Origin of the sequence: Kitasatospora sp. NPDC127121 (assembly GCF_042677305.1) — a bacterium.
Lineage (GTDB): Bacteria > Actinomycetota > Actinomycetes > Streptomycetales > Streptomycetaceae > Kitasatospora.
The window spans coordinates 28,956-50,754 of the sequence record NZ_JBHXTQ010000013.1; the positions used below are offsets into that span (position 1 = coordinate 28,956).

Here is a 21,799-nt window from a genome sequence, read left to right on the forward strand (position 1 = left end):
CGGTCACGGCGAGACTGTAGTCGCCGTGACCGACTCCCCTGGGCAGCTGGATCCGGGGCGTGCCCAATTCCGTTCTCCGGCTGCCTTGGTCGACCCGGCGGCCCTACGCTGATGGCATGGCTGTGGATCCCGCTCTGCCCGTAGGCCGGCGCATCCAGTACTACCGGGAGCGCGCCGGGAAGTCCCGTCCGGTGTTGGCCGCGCTGCTGGGGCGGTCGCCGAGTTGGCTGAAGCAGGTGGAGAACGGGGCGTTGCTGCCGCCGCGCCTGCCGATGCTCATGCGCATCGCTCAGCACTTGGGGGTCGATGATCTCTCGTTGCTGACGGGCGACGTCAGCATGCCCAGTGCGCTGTACTCGGGTGTGGAACACGCGGCACTGGACTCCGTCCGGCGGGCGGTTGACGGTGCGCAGCTCGGGTCGGCCGGTGGGCCGGTACCCAACCTCGACCACATCGAGGTTCAGCTGGCGAACGCCTGGCGGACCAGGATGACCAGAGGCGACCACCGGACCGCCTTGGCGGAGTTGCTGCCGGCGCTCGTGTCGGCAGCTTCCCGGGCAGTTGCGCATCAGGACTGCGCCGATCGGCGTCGGGCGGAGGTGATGTACGCCGGCGCACTGAACCTGACGCAGATGTATGCGGCCTTCCAAGGGGACGGCAATCTGGTCTGGCGGGTCGCCGAACGGGCGCTGGCGACCGCGCGGGCATCGGACGACCGGAGGGCGATCGCGCAGGCGTGCTGGTTCCTGGTGGAGGCGTTCCGGAAGTCCGGGCAGTGGGACAGCGCCCAGTCACTGACCGAGGAAGCTCTTCGCCTGCTCGGCCCCGTCCGCGGGGATTCGCCGGAACTGGCCTCGGCGTGGGCGGACATGGCATTCCATGCGGCCATCACGCATGCGGTCGCCGGTGAGGCCGGTGAGGCTTGGGGCTGGATCGACCGTGCGGCAGCCGTTGCCGAGCGCCTTCCCGCAGGCTTCTGGAGCGCCCCGACTTCGGTCTCCCGTCAGGCGGTTGGGCTGCACTCGGTCACTGTGGCGGTCGAGCTTCGCCAGACCGGCACCGCGCTTCGGTGGGCCCGGCGGTTGCCGGTGGCCGAGGTCACGGCGATTCCGCGCCGTGGCCGCCATCTGATCGAGGTCGCGCGGGCACACGCCCTTCGCGGGGAATCGGTGTCCGTGGTGGAACTGCTCACGGACGCCGTTGCGGTCGCGCCTGAGACGGCCCGGTGGAACGAGGAGACACGGGCCATGGTCCGAGGGTTGATTGATGGCCGTTCGCCGGTCCAGGAGGCCGGGCGTCGACTCGCCGAGTCGATCGGGATGGCCGCATAGAGGGCTGCCGGAATTGACCGATGACGCACGAGTCGCCGCGCGGCCGTCGTCAACTTCGCTTCCCTGCATGAGCGATGGCGTCCACCGGAGTTGTCCTGCTGCGGGCGCTCTGCTGCGCGGGCCCGCGAGGACGGGGCTCGCTCTCGAAGGGAGGCCGGGCGCACTCCGGGGAGCTCGGGCCCGGCCGGGGCGGGCGCCGCGCGTTTCAGGTGTCTCAGCTCTGGCCTGTGCGCCCCGGGCCTTGGTCCCGGGGTGCACGCTGTGAGTTCTGGTCTGTGATCGAGGTCAGGACGGGGCGAAGCAGGTCGAGGACGTGGGTCCAGTTGTACTTGTCGCGGCCTCCGCCGGACTTCGGCTTGTGGGGGATGTAGTCGCCGATCAGGACGCCCATCGAGCGGAGTCGTTCCAGGCTCTCGCCGTACGCGGGATGGGCTGCTTGGGCCGAGTTGACGTAGGGCTGAACGGCAGTGGGGATGCCGAGCCCGTACGCCTCGCAGAGGATGCCGAGCGCGAGGGTGTCGGATATCCCGGCGGCCCACTTGTTGACGGTGTTGAACGTGGCGGGCGCCACGGCGATGGCGTCCGCCGGGGGAAGCGGCTGGGGGATTGCGGGGGTGCGCCAAGCCGAGCGGATCGGGTAGCCGGTCTGGCGCTCGACGGTTTCCGGGTCGATGAACCCGAGCCCATGGGGGGTGGCGATGACGCCGACCTTCCAGCCTTCGGCGTGGGCGGCGCTGATCAAGGTGCCGACGTCGTCCGCGATGCCCGAGGCGCAGACGACGACGTAGAGGAACGGCTCGCGTTGGTCGGTCAACCCTGGACTCCCAATTCCTGGCAGAAGTGGCGAAGTTCCGGGACAGCGCCGTGACGGTCACGGGCGGCCATGTCGCCAACCAACCCCAGCACGCTGGGGCGCCGACGGATGTCTTCCGGCGCACAGCTCTCCGCGATTCTGAGCGCTTTGTATCCCTCGGCCAGTCTGCCTTGTTGGCTGTACGCCCGCGCGGAATCCACCCAGAGCGCGGCCCGTCGCTCGGGAACGGGGATGGGTCGGTGCAGCAGGGGCCGGGCAGCATGCAGTGCCGCTCCGGCATCATGCCGGAGACGATTGCTGAGTCGAGGGCGGCCAGGCTGTCGCGGCAGGCGGTGCGGGAGTTGGATCCGGCCGCGACACACGGGTACGGCATCCGCTGGGACCCGGCGGCGCGGCGTGAGCACCTGGAAGCCCGTGTGCGTGGGGCGAATTGGGCGTCCCGGTGGAACTGATGGAGGCGGATCGCGGCACCGCTTCGGGCCCGGTCGGCGACTGTGGGCAATGCGCCGACACCGTCGCGGGTGAGCACCGGGTGTGGCTGGATGGCCCGGGCTGTGTGATCGGCTGATGGCAGTGGCTGGGAAGTGCGCCCCGGGCTTGTGAGGCTGGGGTGCGCTGGGGGGTGCGCGTTTGCGCCGCCCGTTTGGGTGATGTGGTGGGGAGTTTGACGCTTGGTTAGCACATTACGGTGATCATTGTGTCGGCGCGGGCGTTCGGAGGGACGGCCTATGCGCGGCAAAAGTGAGCCCCGGCGGTGCAGGAACACCCCGGGGAATGGCACTAGGAGTGAAAGGCTCCCGAATGCACATTCATCGTATCCCGAAGCACTCGCCCGGGTACACGATCCTCGACAACGGCCACGTCGTCCGGAAGCACTCACTGAGTTGGGCGGCGCGTGGGCTGCTCAGCTACCTGCTCAGCCTGCCGGACGGTGCGCGGGAAGACATCCGGACGCTGGCGGCGAAGAGCGTCGAGGGCCGGGCGACGGTGGCGCGGGCGCTCCGTGAGCTGGAGGCGGCCGGGCACTACGTGCGGCGGACGCAGCGGGATCCGGTGACGGGGCAGGTGCGGACGATCGTCTCGGTGCACGAAGTGCCGGTGACGGGCAAGGCGGTTCACGCCCTGCCGCCGCTTCCCGCGTCCCCGGCCGCCGGTGGGCCCGGAGCTGGGGTGGCGTGCGCCGGGAAGGCGGGAAACCCTTCCGGAAAGGTGAGGGTGAAGGAAGCGGAAGTTCCTTCCGTCCCTCCGTCCGAGAAGTTGACGGCGGGCATGGTGCTGCTGCTCGAACTCGGGCGCAGGGACCCCAGGATGGCGCTGGCGGGCAAGCCGCTGTGCGATCAGGCCGCGCGGGTGGAGGGGTTGCTCGCGGGCGGGTGGAGCGGGGAGGCGCTGGCGGGGATTCTGGCCGCGCCCTTGCCGGAGAGGGTCACGCACAGCGTGGGGGCGGTGTTGGCGGGGAGGTTGGCGAAGGTGCCGCCCGTTCCGTTGACCCCGTTGGCCCCGTTGACTCCGAGGGCAAGCGGCGGGCCGCGCCGGCATGAGTGCCCTGGGCGGGACGGCTTGTGCGGGCGGCCCGTCGCCGGGGTCGGGCAGGTGTGCGGGGAGTGCCGGGCTCCGAGGGTGTCGCGGGCCTTGCCGTAGTCGGCCCCCGGGGTGGGGAAGCGGAGTTCACCCGCTCGGCGGCTGGGAGTCCGGCGGTTGGAACGCCACCGGTGCGTCGAAGGCGGCCCGGCGGGTGGCGCGGCGCAGGGCGCGCAGGACGGCGGTGCCGAGGGTGAGGCAGAGGACGACGGTGAGGGCGGCGCGGGGGAGGTCCCAGCCCAGCGACGTGGTGAGGCAGTAGGCGGCGAAGCGGACCAGGTTGGCGGGCAGCGGGTCGCCGGGGACGAAGGAGATGGAGCCGGAGAGCCCGGCGATGTACGGCCAGCCCTGGAGGTTCATGATCGTGCCGTAGAGGACGGAGGCCAGCGCGCCGTAGCCCGCGAGCAGCCAGAGTTCGCGCCGGCCGCGCAGGCGGGCGGAGCCCGGGAGCAGGCCGGCGCCGAGGCAGACCCAGCCCATGGCGAGCATCTGGAACGGCAGCCAGGGCCCGACGCCGCCGGTGAGCAGCGCGGACGCGAACATCGACAGCGAACCGAGGACGAAGCCGAAGCCCGGCCCGAGCACCCGGCCGGACAGCACCATGAGGAAGAACATGGGCTCCAGCCCCGCCGTGCCCGCGCCGAGCGGCCGCAGTGCCGCGCCCGCCGCGGCCAGCACCCCGAGCAGGGCCACGGACTTGGCGTCCAGGCCGGGCGCGCCGCCGCCCGCCGTGCGGCCCTCGGAGATCTGGGCGATGACGACGGCGAGGAGCATCGGCAGTAGCAGGGCGAACAGCCAGGGGGCGTCGGTGGCGTGGCCGACCAGGGCGGACTTGGTGGAGGCGAGCAGCGGCCAGCCGAAGGCCGTCACGCCGACGAGGGAGGTCAGGAGCAGGGCCGTTACGGATCGGCGGCCGAGCGGGACGGGGCGACCAGCAGGAACGCCGGAAGGAACAGGGCGGCTCATGCGCTCAGCGCCTCCGCTACCTGGCGGACGGTGAGCCACGGGCCGGGGGCCAGCACCTTGGCGACCTGCGGGGCGAACGCGGGGGAGGAGACGACGACGTCGGCCGTCGGGCCGTCGGCGACGATCTCGCCCTCGGCCAGGATCACGGTGCGGTGGGCGAGTTCGGCGGCGAGTTCGACGTCGTGGGTGGCCAGCAGGACGGCGTGGCCTTCCGTCGCGAGGTCGCGCAGGATCTCCACCAGCCGGGCCTTGGCGGCGTAGTCGAGGCCGCGGGTCGGCTCGTCGAGCAGCAGCAGCGGGGGCCGGGCGGTGAGTACGACGGCGAGCGCGAGGGTGAGCCGCTGGCCTTCGGAGAGGTCGCGCGGGTGGGCGGTGTCGGCGATGCCGGGCAGCAGTCGTTCGACCAGGGCGCGGCAGGTGCCGGGGGTGGCGTCCGCGTCGGTGTCGGCGGCGGCGCATTCGGCGGTGACGCTCTCGCCGTAGAGGAGGTCGCGCGGGTCCTGCGGGACGAGGCCGACCTGGCGGATCAGTTCGGCCGGGCGGGTGCGGTGCGGGGTGCGGCCGCCGACCGTCACCCGGCCGGAGGCGGGGGCGTGCAGGCCGACCAGGCTGCCCAGCAGGGTGGACTTGCCGGCGCCGTTGCGGCCCATCAGGGCGGTGATCTCGCCGGGGTGCAGCGCCAGGTCGACGCCGCGCAGGGCCTGGACGGGGCCGCGCCGGACGGCGAGGCGCTCCGCGGCGGCGGTCGGGGCGGCGGTCGAAGCAGGGGCGGCGGTCGGAGCAGGGGCGGAGGTCGGAGCCGCAGGGGCCGTGCTCGGGTGCAGGCCGTCCAGCCGGGAGCGCAGCCCGGCGGCCTTGCGGCGGGCGTCGCGGACGGACAGCGGCAGCGGCCGCCAGCCGGCGAGCCGTCCGAGGCCGACCACCGGCGGGTGCACCGGCGAGTGCGCCATCACCTCGGCGGGCTCGCCGAGGACGGGTGGGGCGCCCGGGGTGAGCAGCAGCACCTGGTCGGCGTACTGGACGACGCGCTCCAGCCGGTGCTCGGCCATCAGCACGGTGGTGCCGAGGTCGTGCACGAGCCGCTGGAGGACGGCCAGCACCTCCTCGGCGGCGCCCGGGTCCAGCGCCGAGGTGGGCTCGTCGAGGACCAGGACGCGCGGGTGCACGGTGAGCACCGAGCCGATCGCGACGCGCTGCTGCTGGCCGCCGGAGAGGGAGGTGAGGGCGCGGTCGCGCAGGTCGGCGAGGCCGAGCAGGTCGAGGGTCTCCTCGACCCGGCGTCGCATCACGTCGGCGGGCAGGCCCAGGGACTCCATGCCGTAGGCGAGTTCGTCCTCGACGGTGTCGGTGACGAAGTGCGCCAGCGGGTCCTGGCCCACCGTGCCCACCAGGTCGGCGAGTTCGCGCGGCCGGTGTTCGCGGGTGTCCCGGCCGCCGACCGTGACCCGGCCGTGCAGGGTGCCGCCGGTGAAGTGCGGGACGAGCCCGCTCACCGCGCCCAGCAGGGTGGACTTGCCGGAGCCCGACGGGCCCACCAGCAGGCAGAGTTCGCCTTCGGGGACGGTCAGGTCGACGTCCGCGACGGCGGGGGCGGCGGCGTCCGCGTACCGGACGGAGACCTGCTCGAAGGTGATCACGAAGCCCTCCGGGGCGGGGTCGGGGCGGCGTACGCCGGTACCAGGCCGAGCAGTACGGCCAGTACGGCGGCCAGCGGCAGCGCGGGGACGGTCGGCGGGACGACGGTGGGCGCGAAGGCGGCCGGGTCGCGCGTGGACAGGTAGATGGTCAACCCGGCGACGGCGGCTCCCGAACCGGCGGTCAGCCACTCGGGCAGTGCCCAAGGGTCGGGCCGGTAGCGGGTTCTGACGGATCGTCGGCTGCCCAGTAGCAGCCCGGCGAAGGCGGCGGCCAGGCCCAGTAGCAGCACCGGTGGCGCCCAGCCCGCGCCGCCGGCGGTCAGCAGCCCGTACGCGGCCAGGCAGATTCCGAGCAGGCCGGCCAGGGTGAGCGCGGCCGTCGCCCGGGCGAGCCGGCGCGGGACGTCCGCGGTGCGGCCGAAGCCGCGGGTGTCCATCGCCGCGGCCAGCGCCACCGAACGCTCCAACGCGCCCTCCAGGACGGGCAGTCCGACGCTCAGCACGGCGGCGATCCCCCGGTCGGTGCGGCCGCGCAGGCGGCGGGCCGCCCGCAGCCGGCGGACGTCCGCGACCAGGTTCGGCGCGAAGGTCATCGCCACCACCACCGCCACGCCCGCCTCGTACAGCGCGCCGGGCAGGGCGCGCAGCAGGCGGGCCGGGCTGGCCAGCGCGTTCGCGGCGCCCACGCAGACCAGCAGGGTGGCCAGGCGCAGCCCGTCGTACAGCGCCGCGAGCAGGCCCTCCACGGTCACCCGGCCGCCGATCCGCACTCCCTGCGCCCAGGTGGGAAGCGGCACTTCGGGCAGCGTGAACAGCACGTGCGTGCCCGGGACGGGCGAGCCGAGCAGCACCGCGAACACCAGCCGGATGCCCAGCACCAGCAGGCCCAGCCGCAGGAACGCGCCGTACGAACGCGACCAGGGCGCGTCGCCACGGCGGGCCGCGACCACGTACCCGGCGACGGCGGCGAGCAGCAGCAGGAGCACCGGATTGGTGGTGCGGGTCGCCGCCGCGCCCAGCCCGAGCGCCCACAACCACCAGGCCCCGGGGTGCAGTTGCCGGGGTCCGGTGGGCGGGCGGGTGGCGCGGGCGGTGCTCATGGGTCAGTCCAGGTGGAGGGGTCCGGAGGGGTATGGGAAGGGGGAAGGCGGCGTCAGGAGGTGCGGCGGCGGCGCGCCTGCCAGACGGCACCGCCGGCCAGCACGGCGATCAGCGCGCCACCGGCGATCAGGCCGACGTCCGGGCCGGAGTCCGAGCCGCCGCCGGACGGGCCGGCCGGCTTGGCCGCCGACCCGAGCTGGTCGGCGCACCCGGCCTTCGGGAAGCCCGCGATGGCGCAGAGCAGGCCGTTGGCGTCGTAGCGCAGCGGCGGGGCGACGGCGGCCAGCACCTCGGCCGAGGTGGCGTTCGAGACGACGCTGGCGCACGCGCTCCGCTGCTCGGGCGGAGCCTCGGCGGAACCGGAACCGGAACCGGAACCGGAACTGGAACCGGAAGCGGAACTGGAACCGGAACCCGAGTCCGAGTCGGAACCCGAGCCCGAGCCGGAGTCGGCGGCGGTGCCGAAGTCCAGCACGACGGCGACCCGCTTACGGCCCGCCTGCGTGGGCGTGTCCGCGCAGAGGGCGGCGAAGTCGCCCGCCGCCCGGGGCTGCGCGGCCTGCTGCCCGCCGTCCGGACTCACCGCGAACCGCCACCCGTCGACGGCCCCGTCCGGTGGCACGGCGACGGCCGGCCCCTGCTGCTGGTACAGCCACCCGTCGCCGGTGCCACGCCAGAACGACCAGTACCGGTACCCCGTCGCCGCCTCCGCCGGCGCCCCCGCGACCAGCAGGAGCACCGCACCGAGCAGCGGGACGAGGACGCGGCGGCCACAGCTGCGGCCCAGGCGGACCGGGCGGGGTGTCACAGCCTCTGGCCGCGCTTGCGCTGGAGGCTGAGGAGGAGGCCGCCGCCGAGGCCGATGAGGAGGCCGACGATGATCGGCCAGTACTGGCCGATGCCGCCGTCCTTCTTGGACGCCGCCGTCGTCGGTGCGGGGCTGGCGGTGGCCTTGGGTGCCGGGCCGAGGGCGGTGAGCTGGGCGGTCAGCGGGGCGGTGTCGCGCTGGGCGGCCTGGGCGACGAGCAGGAGGCTGGCGGTGGCGGCGGCGTCGGTGCCGTCCTTGGTCCAGCCGGCGCCTTCCTTGGCGAGCCAGTCGACGGCGCCGGCAGCCTGCTGGGGGTGGCCGCTCTGGATGAGGCCGAGGGCGGCCCAGGCGGTGGCGTTGTAGTCGGGGGTGGGGGCGGCGCCGGGGGTGGTGAGGGTGAGGTGGTTGCCGCCCGCGGCGAGCTGGGCGGTGAGGTACGCCCCGGCGGCCTCGCCGGAGTCGGCGTGCGCGACCGGAGCAGCCGTGGCGGAGGTGGCGGCGGAGTCGCAGCCGAGGGCCTTGGGGGCGGCGTCGGTGCGGGCGGTGGTGGCGACCGGGAGGTGGCCGCCGGCGGCGGCGAGCGAGGCCTGGGCGCTGGCGAGGGTGTTGGGGGCGAGCGTGCCGGAGGACGGGTCGGGCTGGTAGGCGAAGGCGCCGCGCTGGTCGGCGGGGGCGGCGCAGCCGAGCTGGAAGTGGGCGAGCCCGTCGAAGGCGTTCCTGCCCGCCTTGGCGACGCCGGCCGGGTCGGTCTTGGCGGCGAAGAGGGCGTTCACGGCGAGGCCGGTGGAGTTGGCGTCGCCGGGGCTGACGGGGTTGTAGGGCCAGCTGCCGTCGGCGTTCTGGGTGGCCTTGAGCCACTGGACGCCCTTGTCGACGGCTTCCTGGTGCCCGCCGAGGGCGACGAGGGCCTGGACGGCGACGGCGGTGGCGTTGCTGTCCTCGGTCTTGGGGTCGCAGGCGGCGCCGGCGGCCCGGAAGGAGGGCCAGCCGCCGTCCTCGCACTGCTGTCCGGTGAGCCAGCCGACGGCGGAGTCGGCCGGGGTGGTTTTGGCCGCCGCGAGCGCGGTGAGCGCGAGGGACTGCCGCCAGACGCCGTCGTACGTCGGGTCGCCCTTGCCGTAGAGGCCGTCGGGGACGGCGGCGGGGGTGGGCGCGGGGCTGTCGGCGAGGGCCGGTCCGGCGGTGGCGCCGGCGAGGAGTGCGGCGGACAGGGCGGCGGCGCCCAGGCGGGCGGCGGTGAGCATGGTGGAGGTGTGCCTTTCGGTGAGCGGTGGTGGCCCGGCGGGGCCGTTCCGTAGTCCTCGACGGTGCCGGGCGGTGCGCGTGGCGGGCCCGGGCTGGCCGCTCGCCCCTCCACGGGCGGTCCGACTCGCCGGGGCCGTCGCGGGGGCCGGGCTCACGGTTGCGGGGTCAGCGCCGGATTCGCACCGGCTTCCCCCGGGGGAGGGACGGGATGAAGTTGTGCTGTCCGTCGACTTTAACCGCCGGGGGCGGTCGGCCCCTCCTGTCCGGGCAGGAACAGGTTCCAGTCAGGGCGGGGTCAGGGCAGGGTGAGCAGCCGGGCCGCGGTGTGCAGGTCGGCCCGGACCTCGGCGATCGAGGCGCGGCCGGAGAGCCAGGCGACCAGGGCGGAGTGCCAGGTGTGCTCGATCACCCGGACGGCCGCGCGCTGGCTCTCACTGGGTGGCCCGGACTGGCCGATGGCGTCCAGGATGAGCTGGCCGGTGGCGGTGCTGACCTGGTCCACCTCGGCGCCGACGGAGCGGTCCGCGAAGGACAGCGCCCGGACCATCGCCTCGGCGAGCAGCGGTTCGCGCTGGAGCGCGTGGAAGGCGCGGGTGAGCGTGTCGGCGACGCGCGGGGCCGGTTCGGGGTCGGTCGGCGGGTGGCGCCGGATGTGCTCCTGGAGGCCCTGCAACTGCTCCAGCATGACCGCGACCAGCAGGTGCACCTTGGACGGGAAGTACCGGTAGAGCGTGCCGAGGGCGACCTGCGCGGTCTCCGCGACCTCCCGCATCTGCACCGCCTCGTACCCGCCGCGGGCGGCCAGGGCGGTGGCGGCCCGCAGGATCCGGCGCCGGCGTTCGGCCTGGCGGGCGGTCAGCGGCGGCTCGCCCGGCTGCGCGGGGGGCGGGGTGGTGGGGCTCGTGGAGGTGGTCGGCGGCGGCAAGGAGTGCTCCCGGGGCGCGTGGGTGGCGGCGTGCTCCACAAGGTCGGCAGGGTCGGCGTGGCGGGAATCACCAGCCCTGGCTCCTGAGGGAAAGCTACGGGCCGGTATCTTCGAGGTCTCTCATTGTTCACATGGTCGATGACGAGTTCCACAGCCACTGAAACCTGATCTACTTTAGCGACCGGCGGCAGCGCCGTCGCCAACGCAGAGACAGCAGCAGCACAGGAATAGCAGCTAGAGATGAGGGCCCGAGGATGACCGCGCAGCCGCTGCGGATTGCCCTGCTGTCGTACCGCGGGGACCCCTTCTGCGGCGGTCAGGGCGTGTACGTGCGCCACCTCTCCCGTGAGCTGGCCAGGCTCGGCCACCACGTGGACGTGATCGGTGCCCAGCCGTACCCGGTGCTGGACGAGGTCGACGGCCCCGGCTCGGTGCGCCTGGTCGAGCTGCCCAGCCTGGACCTCTACCGCGCCGAGGACCCGTTCCGCACGCCCGCCCGCGGCGAGTTCCGCAGTCCGGTGGACGTGCTGGAGTTCGCCACCATGCGCACCGGCGGCTTCCCCGAGCCGCTGACCTTCTCGCTGCGCGCCCGCCAGTACCTGGCCCGGCACAAGGGCCGCTACGACGTGGTGCACGACAACCAGACGCTCGGCTACGGCCTGCTCGGCCTGGCCCGGCACGGCTTCCCGCTGGTCACCACGATCCATCACCCGATCACCGTGGACCGGCAGTTGGAGCTGGACGCGGCCACCACCCGGGTCAAGCGGCTGTCGCTGCGCCGCTGGTACGCCTTCACCCGGATGCAGCGCCGGGTCGCCGCCCGGCTGGACCACGTGATCACCGTCTCCGGCACCTCGCAGCGCGAGATCGCCGAGCACCTGGGCGCCGCGCCGGGCGCGATCTCGGTGGTGCCGATCGGCGCCGACACCCGGCTCTGGTCGCCCTCCGAGGAGATCGCCCGCGTCCCCGGACGGATCGTCACCACCTCCAGCGCGGACGTCCCGCTCAAGGGCCTGGTGTTCCTGGTCGAGGCGCTGGCGAAGGTGCGCACCGAGCGCCCCGCGCACCTGGTGGTGGTCGGCAAGCCGCAGAAGGAGGACGGCCCGGTGGCGGAGGCGGTGCGCCGCTTCGGGCTGGCGGACCACATCGAGTTCCGCAGCGGCCTGACCGACCAGGAGCTGGTCGACCTCTACCGCTCGGCCGAGGTGGCCTGCGTGCCGTCGCTGTACGAGGGCTTCTCGCTGCCCGCCGCCGAGGCGATGGCCACCGGCACCCCGCTGGTCGCCACCACCGGCGGCGCGATCCCCGAGGTGGCCGGGCCGGACGGGGAGACCTGCCTGGCCGTGCCGCCGGGGGAGCCGGACCGGCTGGCGGCGGCGCTCGGCCGGCTGCTGGACGACCCGCGGCTGCGCGCCCGGCTCGGCGCGGCCGGCCGGGAGCGGGTGCTGGCCCGGTTCACCTGGGCGCGGGCCGCCGAGCTGACCGCCGACGCCTACCGGGCGGCGATCGCCACCGGGGCCGGCGCCCGGGCCCGCTCCGGGCCGGGCTGGCGGTACGTGCCCTGAGTCGCTCCGGCCGCCCTGCGCGGCGCCCGCCCGGCGGCCCCGGCCGCCCGGTGCGGAGCGGTAGCGGATCGAACTGACGCGGCGTCAAGTCCGCTTGGTAGCAAAAGGAATGGGAGCCCTGCAGTGCTGACCGTCGATTTCTCGCGCTTCCCGCTCGCCCCCGGCGACCGGGTGCTCGACCTGGGCTGCGGCGGGGGCCGGCACGCGTTCGAGTGCTACCGCCGCGGCGCCAACGTGATCGCCCTCGACCAGAACGCCGAGGAGATCGCCGAGGTCCAGAAGTGGTTCGCCGCGATGGAGCAGGCCGGTGAGGCCCCGGAGGGCGCGTCGGCGGTCGCGATGGAGGGCAACGCGCTGGCGCTGCCGTTCGAGGACGACTACTTCGACAAGATCATCATCTCCGAGGTGATGGAGCACATACCCGACGACAAGGGCGTGCTCAACGAGATGTTCCGGGTGCTCAAGCCGGGCGGGCTGCTCGCCGTCACCGTGCCGCGCTGGCTGCCCGAGAAGATCTGCTGGACGCTGTCCGACGAGTACCACGAGGTCGAGGGCGGCCACATCCGGATCTACCGGGGCGACGAACTGCTCGGCAAGCTCAAGGACGCCGGCCTGGAGCCCTACGGCACCCACCACGCGCACGCGCTGCACTCGCCGTACTGGTGGATCAAGTGCGCGGTCGGCGTGAACAACGACAAGGCACTGCCGGTCAAGGCCTACCACCAGCTGCTGGTCTGGGACATCGTCGGCACCCCGGTGATCAGCACCCTCACCAAGGCCGCCGAACGGGCGCTCAACCCGGTCATCGGCAAGAGCTTCGTCGCCTACGCGTCCAAGCCGCGGCGGACCGAGTCCGGGCGCGTGGACGCATGACCGCCGCCGTCCCCGAGGCACTGCTGCTCGACGGGGTGCTCGACGCCGAGCAGGCCGCCGGCACCGTCCGCAGCATCCTGGCCGAACAGCTCCCCGACGGCGCCATACCCTGGTTCGCCGGCCACCACCTCGACCCGTGGGACCACACCGAGGCCGCCATGGCCCTCGACACCGCCGGCGAGCACGCCGCCGCCGAGGCCGCCTACCGCTGGCTCGCCGCCACCCAGAACCCGGACGGCTCCTGGTACGCCGCCTACACCGACGGCGCCGTCACCGACCGGGCCAAGGAGACCAACTTCTGCGCCTACGTGGCCGTCGGCGTCTGGCACCACCACCTCAGCGCCGGCGACGACGCCTTCCTGGACTGGATCTGGCCCGTCGTCCGGCGCGCCCTGGACTTCATCGTCGGCCAGCGGCTGCCCGGCGGCCCGATCGCCTGGCGCCTCGACGAGGACGGCACCGCCACCGACGAGGCGCTGCTCACCGGCTCGTCCAGCATGCTGCACGCGCTGCGCTGCGGGCTGGCCATCGCCGAGTACCTGGAGGAGCCGCAGCCCGACTGGGAGCTCGCCGCCGGCCGGCTGGGGCACGCCATCACCCACCACCCCGAGCGGTTCCTCGACAAGGGCCGCTACTCGATGGACTGGTACTACCCGGTGCTCGGCACCGGACTGCGCGGCGACGCGGCGCTGGAACGGATCGACCGGGACTGGGACCGCTTCGTCGTCCCCGGGCTCGGCGTGCGCTGCGTCAGCGACCGCCCGTGGGTGACCGGCGGCGAGAGCGCCGAACTCGCCCTCGCGCTCTGGGCGATCGGCCGCTCCGACCGCGCCGTGGAGATCCTGCGCTGGATCCAGAAGCACCTGCGGCACGAGGACGGCTCCTACTGGACCGGGTACGTCTTCGAGGACGACGCCGTCTGGCCGGAGGAGCGCACCACCTGGACGGCCGGCGCACTGCTGCTCGCGGTCGCCGCGCTCGGCGGCGACCCGGCGACGGTCGCGGTCTTCGGCGGGGAGCAGCTGCCCGCCGGGCTGGTGGTCCAGGACTGCTGCTGAGGCCCGTAGCCGTGGCCGATGCCGGTACGGACGGCTGAGGCCCGTACGACTGCTGAGGCCCGTACGACGGTTGAGGCCCGTACGGGCAACGCGAAGGGGTGGGGCCGGAGAGATCCGGTCCCACCCCTTCGTCGTACTGGCGGGGGCGTCAGCCGCGCTGGATGCCCGAGGTGTCGGCCAGCAGGCCGACGGTGCCGTCCTGCAGCTGGGCGACCAGCGCGCTGCCGCGCTGCTCGACCGCCAGGTACCAGGTGCCGGGCACCAGCTCGCCGACGGGGGCGCCCGCCGGGTTGTCCTTCGACGCCAGCGAGCGCGGGGCCGGGACGGCGAACCAGAACGGTGCGAAGTCGGCCGCCGGGGCGGCCGGGGTCGGCTGCGGCTGCGCGGCCGGGACGGGCTGCGGGGCGGCGGCCGTGTCCTGCGGCTGACCGGCCTGCACCGGCTGGGCCTGGCCGGCCGCCGGGTAGCCGTAGCCACCCGGCTGGGCGCCGTACGCCGGGGCCTGGTTCGGGTCCTGGCCCGGGGCCGGGTAGCCGTACTGGCCGGGCTGCGCCGGCTGGCCGGGCTGGCCCGGGGCCGGGTAGCCGCCCTGGTAGGGGACGGCCGCCGGACGGTCGGCGACCAGCGGGGCCTTCAGCGCGGGCACCAGCGGTGCGGCCGCGGCCGCACCGGCCAGCACGATCAGCGCGATGAGGCCGAGCCAGGCGCCGAAGCCGTGCCCGAAGCTGCCGCCGGCCGGGCCGCCGCCCAGCGACCACAGCGCCGTCCACAGCGCGACGACGGCGAAGGCGATGCCCCACTGGTCCAGCCGCAGGCCGAGCACCTGGCGCCCGGCCGCGGCCTCGCCCTGGAAGCGGTGCAGCAGGATCAGCACCGCGGCGGCGATGCCGAGCAGGTAGATCGACGGCAGGATGGGGAACAACTGGGTGCTCCACGCGTTCTGCGACGTGTCGCCGCAGTACCGGCCGGTGCAGTCCACCGTCCAGTAGGGCAGGAAGGAGGCGATGAAGAGCAGGACGGCCGCGCCGGCGACGGCGGCGTCTCCCCTGGTGAGAGCGCGCAGATTCACTAACGTTCCCCTCGTTGACGTGTCGTGGACGGCGGTTCGTGCGGTCGGGCTGACCGGCCGAAACTCCCGAACGGACCAGAAGCCTAGGCCCAACCGCACCGCCGGTGCACGGCGGGACCGGGAATGGGGCGAAGTCGTTGCCAAAGGCGCGACCCGGGCGGCGCGCACGCCGTCCGCCGCCCCGGCCCAACTCCCTTACCGGGTGGTCAGATACGCCGTCAGCGCGTCGGCGATCCCCTGGGCCGCCCGCTGCCGCCACTGAGGATCCGTCATCCGTTTGGCGTCCACCGGGTTGCGCATGTTACCGCACTCGATGAACACCTTCGGCACCGTGGACAGGTTCAGGCCGCCCAGGTCGGAGCGGGTGTCCAGGCCGTCGCTCGCGGTGTAGTCCGCGTACGGCTCGCCCGTCGCGGCGCGGAAGTGCTCGCGCAGCAGCAGGCCGAGCCGGCGCGAGGGCTCGACGATCGCCGCGTTGTCCGCCTTCCCGGCCGCCACCTTCGCCGGGAGGATCACGTGGAACCCGCTGCCGCCCGCCGGACCGCCGTCCCCGTGCACCGACAGCGCCACGTCGGCGTGCGCGTCGGCGCCGGCCCGGGCGCGCTCGTCGATGCAGGGGCCCCACGGGCGGTCGCCGTCCTGCGCCAGCACCACCGTCGCGCCGCGGGCGGCCAGGATGGCGCGGGCCCGGTGGGAGACGTCCAGGGCGTACTCGGCCTCGGTGTAGCCGGAGTTGGTCTCGGTGCCGGTGGTGTCGCACTGCTTGCGGGAGTTGCCGATGTCGACCAGGCGGTTGATCTCGGCGGTGTGCGCGGAGTTGCCGGGGTTGTGGCCGGGGTCGAGCAGGATGGTGCGGCCGGTGAGCGCGGTGGGGGAGACCGGGGTGTCCGACGGGGCGGGCGTGTTCGGCGTCTGGGCTGGGGCGGGGGTTCCCGGCGTGGTGGTTCCCGGTGCGGTGGCCTCCGGGGTGGTGGCTTCCGGCGTGGTGGTTCCGGTCGGGGAGGTGGCCGGTGCGGCGGTGCCGGTCGGGGAGGTGGCCGGCGCGGCGGTGCCGCCCACCGCGGCGGAGTGGCCGAGGGACTGCCAGCCCAGCCAGCCCGCCAGGCAGAGCGGAACGGCCGCGCCCACCGCCGTGGTGGCGCGCAGCAGGGTGGAGCGGCGGGGCGGGCGGGAGTTCGGGCCGGTCACGGGTGGATCAGATCCTGTCCTGGGTGCGCGGGGTGAGGCCGTACGTGTCGGCGATCGGCTTCCACTTCCCCGCGAAGTCCTTCTTCGCCTGGGTGGCCTGCGGGTTGAGCTCGTCGGCCCGCTTCTTGTCGGCGGTGTTCGGGGCCGAGCCCGAGCAGCCCTGGCCGGCGACCGCCCGCGCCCAGTTCGCGTACGCCCGGTCGATGTCGGCCGACAGCTGCCAGGCGGACTTCAGCGACGCCATCGCGTCCGCGCCGCCCGGCACGTCGGAGGCGCTCAGCCCGGCGAGCTTGCGCAGCAGTCCGTCGCGCTGCTTGGCGCCGTTGTCGAACACCTGCGCCGCGCTCTCGATGTCGGCCTTCGCCGGGCAGCTGCTCACCTTGGCGACCGCGCTGCCGATCGGGGCCTTCGCGCTCTCGCCCTCGGTGAGCAGGCCGTCCAGGGCCTGCGCCTGCGTCTTGGCGTTGGCGCCGGCACCGCTCGCGGTCGGGGACGGCGCCGCGGCGGACGAGGCCGGGTCGGTGGCGCCGTTCGGCGCGGCGTCCGTACCGGTGGGCGCCGGGCCCGCCGACGGGTTCCCGGTGGACGTCGCGGAGGCGGACGGCGGGGCGGGCGAGGCCTGGTCCTTCTTGTCGCCGCTGTTCCGGGCGGCCACCAGCAGGCCGCCGCCGACCGCCACCACCAGGAGCAGCGCGAAGCCGATCAGCAGCGGCGCCTTCCGGTTGCTCGGGCGGTCCTCGTCGTCCAGGTCCTCGTAGCCGACGGGGTGGTCGGCGGGGTAGGCGGCGGGGTAGTCGGGCTGTCCCTGGTACGGGACGTACGGGGGCTGCTGCGGGCCGGCGGGCGGCTGCGGCGGGTACACGTAGCCGGGGCCGGGGGCCTCGCCGGACACGTAGCCGGGGCCCGGGGTCTGCGCGGACGCGCGGGAGGGGAACGGCGCCGGCGGCGGCACGGACGGCGGCTGCGGGGCGGCCAGGTACGGGCGGGCGCCCAGCGGCGGGCCCTGGTCCCCGACGGCGCCGGCGGTGGGCTGAGCGGGGGCGGGCTGCGCCGGGTTCGGCTGCGCCGGGGTGGGCTCGGCGGGTCGCTGCGGGCCGCGCACCCAGCCGCCCGCGCCGCCGCGCGCGGTGGGGTCCCAGACTGCCGGAGCGGTGTTGTGCTGGTCCGTCATGTGCCGCTAGCCCCCACCGTTAGCCCCCACCGTCCGCCGATGCTCTGCCTGGTGCTGCGCGGACACCGTACCGTTCGAACCTCCGCCCGACAGCTCCGGCACGACGTTAGAGCATCCGTGCAGGGCTGTGGGGCCGCTCGGCGGATCGGCCGGCGGATCGGCCGGCGGATCGGGCGGTGGGCGGCTAGGGCGGCTAGCTCGCGGCGGTCCGGCGCAGGACGCGCAGCGAGCCCGTCACCGAGACCTCCTCGAAGCCCTCGGCCAGCGCCCGCAGGTACACCCGGTACGGGGCCTGGCCGCCGTCCGCCGGGTCCGGGAACACGTCGTGCACCACCAGCAGCCCGTCCGGCGCCAGGTGCGGGGCCCAGCCCTCGTAGTCGCCGGTCGCGTGCTCGTCGGTGTGCCCGCCGTCGATGAACACCAGGGCCAGCGGCCGCCCCCACAGCGCCGCGATCCGCGGCGAGCGGCCCACCAGGGCCACCACGTGCTCCTCCAGCCCGGCGGCGTGCAGCGTCCGGCGGAACCGCGGCAGGGTGTCCATCAGCCCCACCTCCGGGTCCACCAGCGTCGGGTCGTGGTACTCCCAGCCGGGCTGCTGCTCCTCCGAGCCGCGGTGGTGGTCCACCGTCAGCGCGGTCGTCCCGGTCTCCCGGGCGGCCGCCGCCAGCAGGACCGCCGAGCGGCCGCAGTAGGTGCCGATCTCCAGCAGCGGCAGACCGGTGCGCCGCGCCGCCGTCACCGCCGCCGCGTACAGCGCCAGCCCCTCGTCCACCGGCATGAACCCGGTGGCCGCCTCGAACGCCGCCAGCACCTCGGCCGCCGGGCGGACACTCTCCAGCAGGTCGGACATGACGGTGCTCCTCGGGCTCGGGACGTGCGCGAACGCGTTCGACCCGGACCCTACTCGACGGTAGAGGGGTGGACCACAGCGGCCCTGGAACGTGTTCTAGTCGGGTCGGGTCGCCCGTGTCAGAATCGGGCCCGACCGTGGAAACCGAGCACACGAGGCACACCGGGAGCAGCCCCATGCGCGCAGCCGTCCTGCACAAGACCGGCCAGGAGACCCTCGACGTCCGGGAGGACGTGACGGCCGTCGGCTTCGGGCCGGGCGCCGTACGGGTCCGGATGCGCGCCGCCAGCCTCTGCCACTCCGACCTCTCGGCGATGAGCGGCGTCCTGCCGCAGCCCGCGCCGTTCGTCCCCGGGCACGAGGGGGCCGGGGAGGTCGTGGAGGTCGGTGAGGGCGTGACCGGCGTCGCCCCCGGCGACCGCGTGGTGCTCTGCTGGATGGCGCCCTGCGGCCGCTGCGCGCACTGCGAGCGGGGCCGCGGCCACCTGTGCATCGCCAGCCTGCGGCGGCTCGGCGCGCCCGGCTTCCGCTTCGAGGACGGCGGCGCGGCGGTCGAGGCCTCCGGGTTCTACGGCACCGGGGCGTTCGCCGAGGAGGTCGTGGTCGCCGCGGACGCCGTCATCAAGGTGCCCGCCGACCTGCCGTACGAGGCCGCCGCGCTGATCGGCTGCGGGGTGACCACGGGCGTCGGCGCCGCCGTCAACACCGCCCGGGTCGAACCCGGCGCCTCCGTCGCGGTGATCGGCGCGGGCGGGGTCGGGGTCGCCGCCGTGCAGGGCGCCCGGGTCTGCGGCGCCGCCCGGATCACCGTCGTCGACCCGGTCGTCTCGCGCCGCGAGCGGGCACTGGCCTTCGGCGCGACCGAGGCGATCGCCCCCGAGGACCTCAAGGCGGCGGCGAAGGGCCTGCCCGGCGGCGGCTTCGACTACGTATTCGAGGCCGTCGGCCGGTCCGCCACCGTCCGGGCCGGCTACGACGCGGCCCGGCGCGGCGGCGCGGTCGTGGTGATCGGCGCCGGCGCGCAGGACGACCTCGCGCAGTTCACCATGGGCGAGCTGTTCTTCAACGAGAAGCGCCTGCTGCCCTCGCTCTACGGCGGGGCGCCGGTGGCCCGCACCATCGCCCTGGTCGTCGACCTGTGGCGGGCCGGGCGGATCGACCTCGACGGCATGATCAGCCACCGCGTCGACCTGGCGGACGTCAACGAGGCGATCGCCCAGATGCGCAGCGGCGAGGCGCTGCGGACGGTCGTGACGCTGGGGCGTTGAGCCGCGCGCCCTCCCCGAACCCGGGACCCCGAACCCAGGACCCGGGACCCCGAACCCAGGACCCAGGACCCCGAACCCAGGACGCGACGAGGGCCCGCCGGGGGGTGCTCCCCCCGACGGGCCCTCCCGGTGCGGGTGTGCTCAGCCCCGGTCCGCCGCGGCGCGGTGCCGGCCGTGCGGGTCGGCCTCGGGCGTGTCGTCGGCGGCGGACCGGCCCCGGTGCCGGCCGTGCGACGAGGCGTCCCAGGCGGTGCTCTCGTCGGCGTCGGTCCCGTTGGCCGTGGGTCCGGTGGTGTCGGTGAGGGTGTCGGACATCAGAAATCGTCTTTTCCGTGCGGAGGGTGCAGGTCATCGGCGCCCGGCCGGCGCTTGGCGGCGCGCGGTCGGGTCCCCGATCGGGCGCTCGGTACGCGCCACAGCCGGTGATCGCGGCCCGTGCCCCGGCCACCATAACGGCCGGAACGGACGAGATCCTATCGAGATCATGACGCGCGACCCGCCGTCGAACCCAGCCAGTGACCGACCAACTCGCGGTACAGCGGGGACAGCACCTGAAGATCGCCGTGCCGGGCGAGCACCCCCCGCCCGCCGTCCAGCAGCAGCACCCGGTCCGCGCGCAGGGCCGAACTGATCCGGTGCGCGACCACGACGAGAGTCCCAGGCCGGGCGGCGAACGCCCGCTCGACCCGCTCCTCCGTACGAGGGTCCAGGTGGCAGGTCGCCTCGTCCAGCACCACGACCGGCGCCGGCGACAGATACGTCCGCACCAGCGCGAGCAACTGCCGCTCCCCGCCCGACAACACGCCCGGATCGCGCAGGACGGCCTCCGGGCCGCCCAGCCGCGCGACCAGCCGATCAGCCCCCAGCAAGCGGACGGCACGGGCGAGTTGCTCCTCCGTGGCCTCCGGGGAGAGCCAGGTCAGGTTGGACCGCACCGGCCCCGGAAACACGTACGCCTCCTGCGGCACCAGCGCCACCAGCCGCGCCCGCGCCGCCCCCGCCAGCCCGTCCGGTCGCACCCCGCCCACCGACACGGCCCCGCCCGTCGGCGCCAGCACCCCGGCCAGCAGGGCCGCCAGCGTCGACTTCCCCGCCCCGCTCACCCCCACCACGGCCACGTGCTCCCCGGGCCCGAACCCGAACTCCAGGCCCTCCAGCACCGGCGCCCCGGCCCCGCCGTGCCCGAACCCCAACCCGCTGACCCGCACCTCCGGCTCCTGCCCCGGGGCTCTCCCGGGCAGCGCGCCGGGGGCGGCGTCCGCCGGGGGGTCGCTCGTGGTGGCGGCCAGGCGGTCCAGGACGACGGCGAGGTTGAGCAGCCAGCCGCCGACCGTACCCGCCAACGTCCTGACCGCCGGGTCGAGTTGCTGCAGCAGATAGGTCGCGACGCCGAGCAGTTCGCCGGGGGTCAGGGCCTCGCGGGCGAGCAGCCACGGCGCGGCGGCGAGGACGGCCAGGACGGGCAGCCGGCCGCCGAGGGCCACGACCAGCGCGCGCAGGGCCGAAGCCCGGCCCAGGGCGCGGGCGGCGGCGGCGCTTGCCCGGGCGGCCCCGGTCAGCGCCTCGGCGACCTGCTCCCGGGTGCCCGTGGCCTGCACGTCGCGCAACCCGTGCAGCGCCCGCCCCGCCTCGGCGGCCAGCCGCTCCTCGGCGAGCACGACCGCCCTCCGCCGCGCCACCAGCGGGCGCAGCAGACGGAAGAAGAGGAACCCGGCGGCGAGCAGCGGCAGCAGGACCAGCGGCAGGACGGCGGGCGCCAGCAGCGCCAGGCCGGCCAGGGCGGCGACCAGGGTGACCCCGACGCCGCGCAGGGTGCGCAGCAGGGTGGCGGTCAACTGCCGTGCGGACTCCACCTGTTCGGTGAGCCGGGCGAGCTCGGCCGGATCCGCCGACGGTCGGGCGAGCGCGCTGTGGACCACCCGTTCGACCAGGGCGTCCCGCAACGGCTCCACCACCCCCGCCAGGTGCGGGAACCCGGCCCGCGCCGCGTACGCCCGGACGGCCATCGCGGCGCCGAACCCGGCCAGCCAGGCCACCCCGGCCCCCGGCCGCCCGGCCAGGAACCCCTGGTCGACGGCGGCCGAGACGAACAGCCCGGACAGCAGCGGCGGCAGCGCCTCCACCCCGGACCAGCCGAGCAGCCGGAGCAGCGGCCTGCGCGTGACGGCCAGTTGCCGGAACAGCAGCGCCCATCCGGGGGAGGCGGACGCGGGAAGTCGACGACGCCGACTTCCGGTGCCGGGCAGTCGGCCCGCGCCGGGCCGGCGCCGACGTCTCGGGCCGGGTGGCGCCGGGGTGGCTGGGTGCACAGGAAGTCGATCGGGCCGACTTCCTGCGCCGCCGTCGGAC

General features: G+C 75.0%; 19 protein-coding genes, 1 pseudogene and 1 riboswitch. Of the genes and pseudogenes, 6 read left to right on the forward strand and 14 right to left on the reverse strand.

Annotated features, from left to right (window positions below; translation table 11 throughout):
• The first annotated feature begins 116 nt into the window (after positions 1-116).
• A complete protein-coding gene (locus ACFVHI_RS09925; protein ID WP_063347394.1) occupies positions 117-1,331 on the forward strand; it encodes a helix-turn-helix domain-containing protein in 1,215 nt (404 codons plus the stop codon).
• A 214-nt stretch (positions 1,332-1,545) separates the two neighbouring features.
• On the opposite strand, the gene ACFVHI_RS09930 is transcribed toward ACFVHI_RS09925, so the two are convergent.
• Positions 1,546-2,145 carry a flavoprotein gene (locus ACFVHI_RS09930; protein ID WP_063347393.1) on the reverse strand — a complete coding sequence of 200 codons (600 nt, stop codon included), beginning with the start codon at positions 2,143-2,145 and terminating at the stop codon, positions 1,546-1,548.
• Positions 2,142-2,426 (reverse strand): annotated as a pseudogene (locus ACFVHI_RS09935) (transcriptional regulator); the annotation flags it as partial. The gene ACFVHI_RS09930 and the pseudogene ACFVHI_RS09935, both read right to left, overlap by 4 nt.
• Positions 2,427-2,946: 520 nt before the next feature.
• Here ACFVHI_RS09935 and ACFVHI_RS09940 point away from each other — a divergent pair.
• A complete protein-coding gene (locus tag ACFVHI_RS09940; RefSeq protein ID WP_063347391.1) occupies positions 2,947-3,786 on the forward strand; it encodes a helix-turn-helix domain-containing protein in 840 nt (279 codons plus the stop codon).
• Between the two features lie 27 nt (positions 3,787-3,813).
• On the opposite strand, the gene ACFVHI_RS09945 is transcribed toward ACFVHI_RS09940, so the two are convergent.
• The 6 genes from ACFVHI_RS09945 to ACFVHI_RS09970 form a co-directional block, all read right to left on the reverse strand.
• On the reverse strand, positions 3,814-4,692 hold the full coding sequence (locus tag ACFVHI_RS09945) for an ECF transporter S component (protein WP_063347390.1): 879 nt from the start codon (positions 4,690-4,692) through the stop codon (positions 3,814-3,816).
• On the reverse strand, positions 4,689-6,329 hold the full coding sequence (locus tag ACFVHI_RS09950; RefSeq protein WP_063347389.1) for an ABC transporter ATP-binding protein: 1,641 nt from the start codon (positions 6,327-6,329) through the stop codon (positions 4,689-4,691). The genes ACFVHI_RS09945 and ACFVHI_RS09950 overlap by 4 nt, the downstream gene beginning before the upstream one ends.
• Entirely contained in the window at positions 6,326-7,429 is a 1,104-nt protein-coding gene (locus ACFVHI_RS09955) for a CbiQ family ECF transporter T component (protein ID WP_063347388.1), read from the reverse strand. The genes ACFVHI_RS09950 and ACFVHI_RS09955 overlap by 4 nt, the downstream gene beginning before the upstream one ends.
• 53 nt (positions 7,430-7,482) lie before the next feature.
• The gene (locus tag ACFVHI_RS09960; RefSeq protein ID WP_159398412.1) at positions 7,483-8,238 is read right to left on the reverse strand and encodes an SCO2322 family protein; all 756 of its coding nucleotides are present in this window, start codon (positions 8,236-8,238) and stop codon (positions 7,483-7,485) included.
• Positions 8,235-9,482, reverse strand: coding sequence for a prenyltransferase/squalene oxidase repeat-containing protein (locus ACFVHI_RS09965; protein ID WP_063347387.1), 1,248 nt, complete (start codon positions 9,480-9,482; stop codon positions 8,235-8,237). Before ACFVHI_RS09965 ends, ACFVHI_RS09960 begins: the two co-directional genes overlap by 4 nt.
• A gap of 117 nt (positions 9,483-9,599) precedes the next feature.
• Positions 9,600-9,675: riboswitch (cobalamin riboswitch) on the reverse strand.
• A 103-nt stretch (positions 9,676-9,778) separates the two neighbouring features.
• Positions 9,779-10,408: a TetR family transcriptional regulator gene (locus ACFVHI_RS09970; protein ID WP_063351068.1), complete on the reverse strand. Its 630-nt coding sequence runs from the start codon at positions 10,406-10,408 to the stop codon at positions 9,779-9,781.
• A gap of 254 nt (positions 10,409-10,662) precedes the next feature.
• Here ACFVHI_RS09970 and ACFVHI_RS09975 point away from each other — a divergent pair, with 254 nt between their 5' ends.
• The 3 genes from ACFVHI_RS09975 (at position 10,663) to ACFVHI_RS09985 (ending at position 13,904) form a co-directional block, all read left to right on the forward strand.
• The gene (locus ACFVHI_RS09975) at positions 10,663-11,973 is read left to right on the forward strand and encodes a glycosyltransferase family 4 protein (RefSeq protein ID WP_079135554.1); all 1,311 of its coding nucleotides are present in this window, start codon (positions 10,663-10,665) and stop codon (positions 11,971-11,973) included.
• A gap of 123 nt (positions 11,974-12,096) precedes the next feature.
• Positions 12,097-12,846 carry a class I SAM-dependent methyltransferase gene (locus ACFVHI_RS09980; RefSeq protein WP_063347385.1) on the forward strand — a complete coding sequence of 250 codons (750 nt, stop codon included), beginning with the start codon at positions 12,097-12,099 and terminating at the stop codon, positions 12,844-12,846.
• Positions 12,843-13,904: a hypothetical protein gene (locus ACFVHI_RS09985; RefSeq protein ID WP_063347384.1), complete on the forward strand. Its 1,062-nt coding sequence runs from the start codon at positions 12,843-12,845 to the stop codon at positions 13,902-13,904. Before ACFVHI_RS09980 ends, ACFVHI_RS09985 begins: the two co-directional genes overlap by 4 nt.
• A gap of 148 nt (positions 13,905-14,052) precedes the next feature.
• On the opposite strand, the gene ACFVHI_RS09990 is transcribed toward ACFVHI_RS09985, so the two are convergent.
• The 4 genes from ACFVHI_RS09990 to ACFVHI_RS10005 all read right to left on the reverse strand — a co-directional run bounded on the left by ACFVHI_RS09990 (position 14,053) and on the right by ACFVHI_RS10005 (position 18,182).
• Positions 14,053-14,973, reverse strand: coding sequence for a hypothetical protein (locus ACFVHI_RS09990; RefSeq protein ID WP_380337482.1), 921 nt, complete (start codon positions 14,971-14,973; stop codon positions 14,053-14,055).
• Positions 14,974-15,168: 195 nt separating this feature from the next.
• Positions 15,169-16,161 carry an N-acetylmuramoyl-L-alanine amidase gene (locus ACFVHI_RS09995; RefSeq protein WP_380337485.1) on the reverse strand — a complete coding sequence of 331 codons (993 nt, stop codon included), beginning with the start codon at positions 16,159-16,161 and terminating at the stop codon, positions 15,169-15,171.
• Positions 16,162-16,168: 7 nt separating this feature from the next.
• On the reverse strand, positions 16,169-17,332 hold the full coding sequence (locus ACFVHI_RS10000) for a hypothetical protein (RefSeq protein WP_380337488.1): 1,164 nt from the start codon (positions 17,330-17,332) through the stop codon (positions 16,169-16,171).
• Between the two features lie 193 nt (positions 17,333-17,525).
• Complete coding sequence (locus tag ACFVHI_RS10005) at positions 17,526-18,182, reverse strand: class I SAM-dependent methyltransferase (RefSeq protein WP_380337491.1); 657 nt, start codon at positions 18,180-18,182, stop codon at positions 17,526-17,528.
• Between the two features lie 176 nt (positions 18,183-18,358).
• Here ACFVHI_RS10005 and ACFVHI_RS10010 point away from each other — a divergent pair, with 176 nt between their 5' ends.
• Positions 18,359-19,450 (forward strand): alcohol dehydrogenase catalytic domain-containing protein, encoded by a 1,092-nt coding sequence (locus ACFVHI_RS10010; RefSeq protein ID WP_380337494.1) that lies wholly within the window; start codon positions 18,359-18,361, stop codon positions 19,448-19,450.
• Positions 19,451-19,591: 141 nt separating this feature from the next.
• Here ACFVHI_RS10010 and ACFVHI_RS10015 read toward each other — a convergent pair whose 3' ends face one another.
• Together ACFVHI_RS10015 and ACFVHI_RS10020 are read right to left on the reverse strand one after the other, a co-directional pair.
• Positions 19,592-19,765, reverse strand: a complete 174-nt coding sequence (locus ACFVHI_RS10015) for a hypothetical protein (RefSeq protein ID WP_159398411.1) — start codon at positions 19,763-19,765, stop codon at positions 19,592-19,594.
• A gap of 167 nt (positions 19,766-19,932) precedes the next feature.
• Positions 19,933-21,759 carry an ATP-binding cassette domain-containing protein gene (locus tag ACFVHI_RS10020; RefSeq protein WP_380337498.1) on the reverse strand — a complete coding sequence of 609 codons (1,827 nt, stop codon included), beginning with the start codon at positions 21,757-21,759 and terminating at the stop codon, positions 19,933-19,935.
• Positions 21,760-21,799 lie beyond the last annotated feature (40 nt).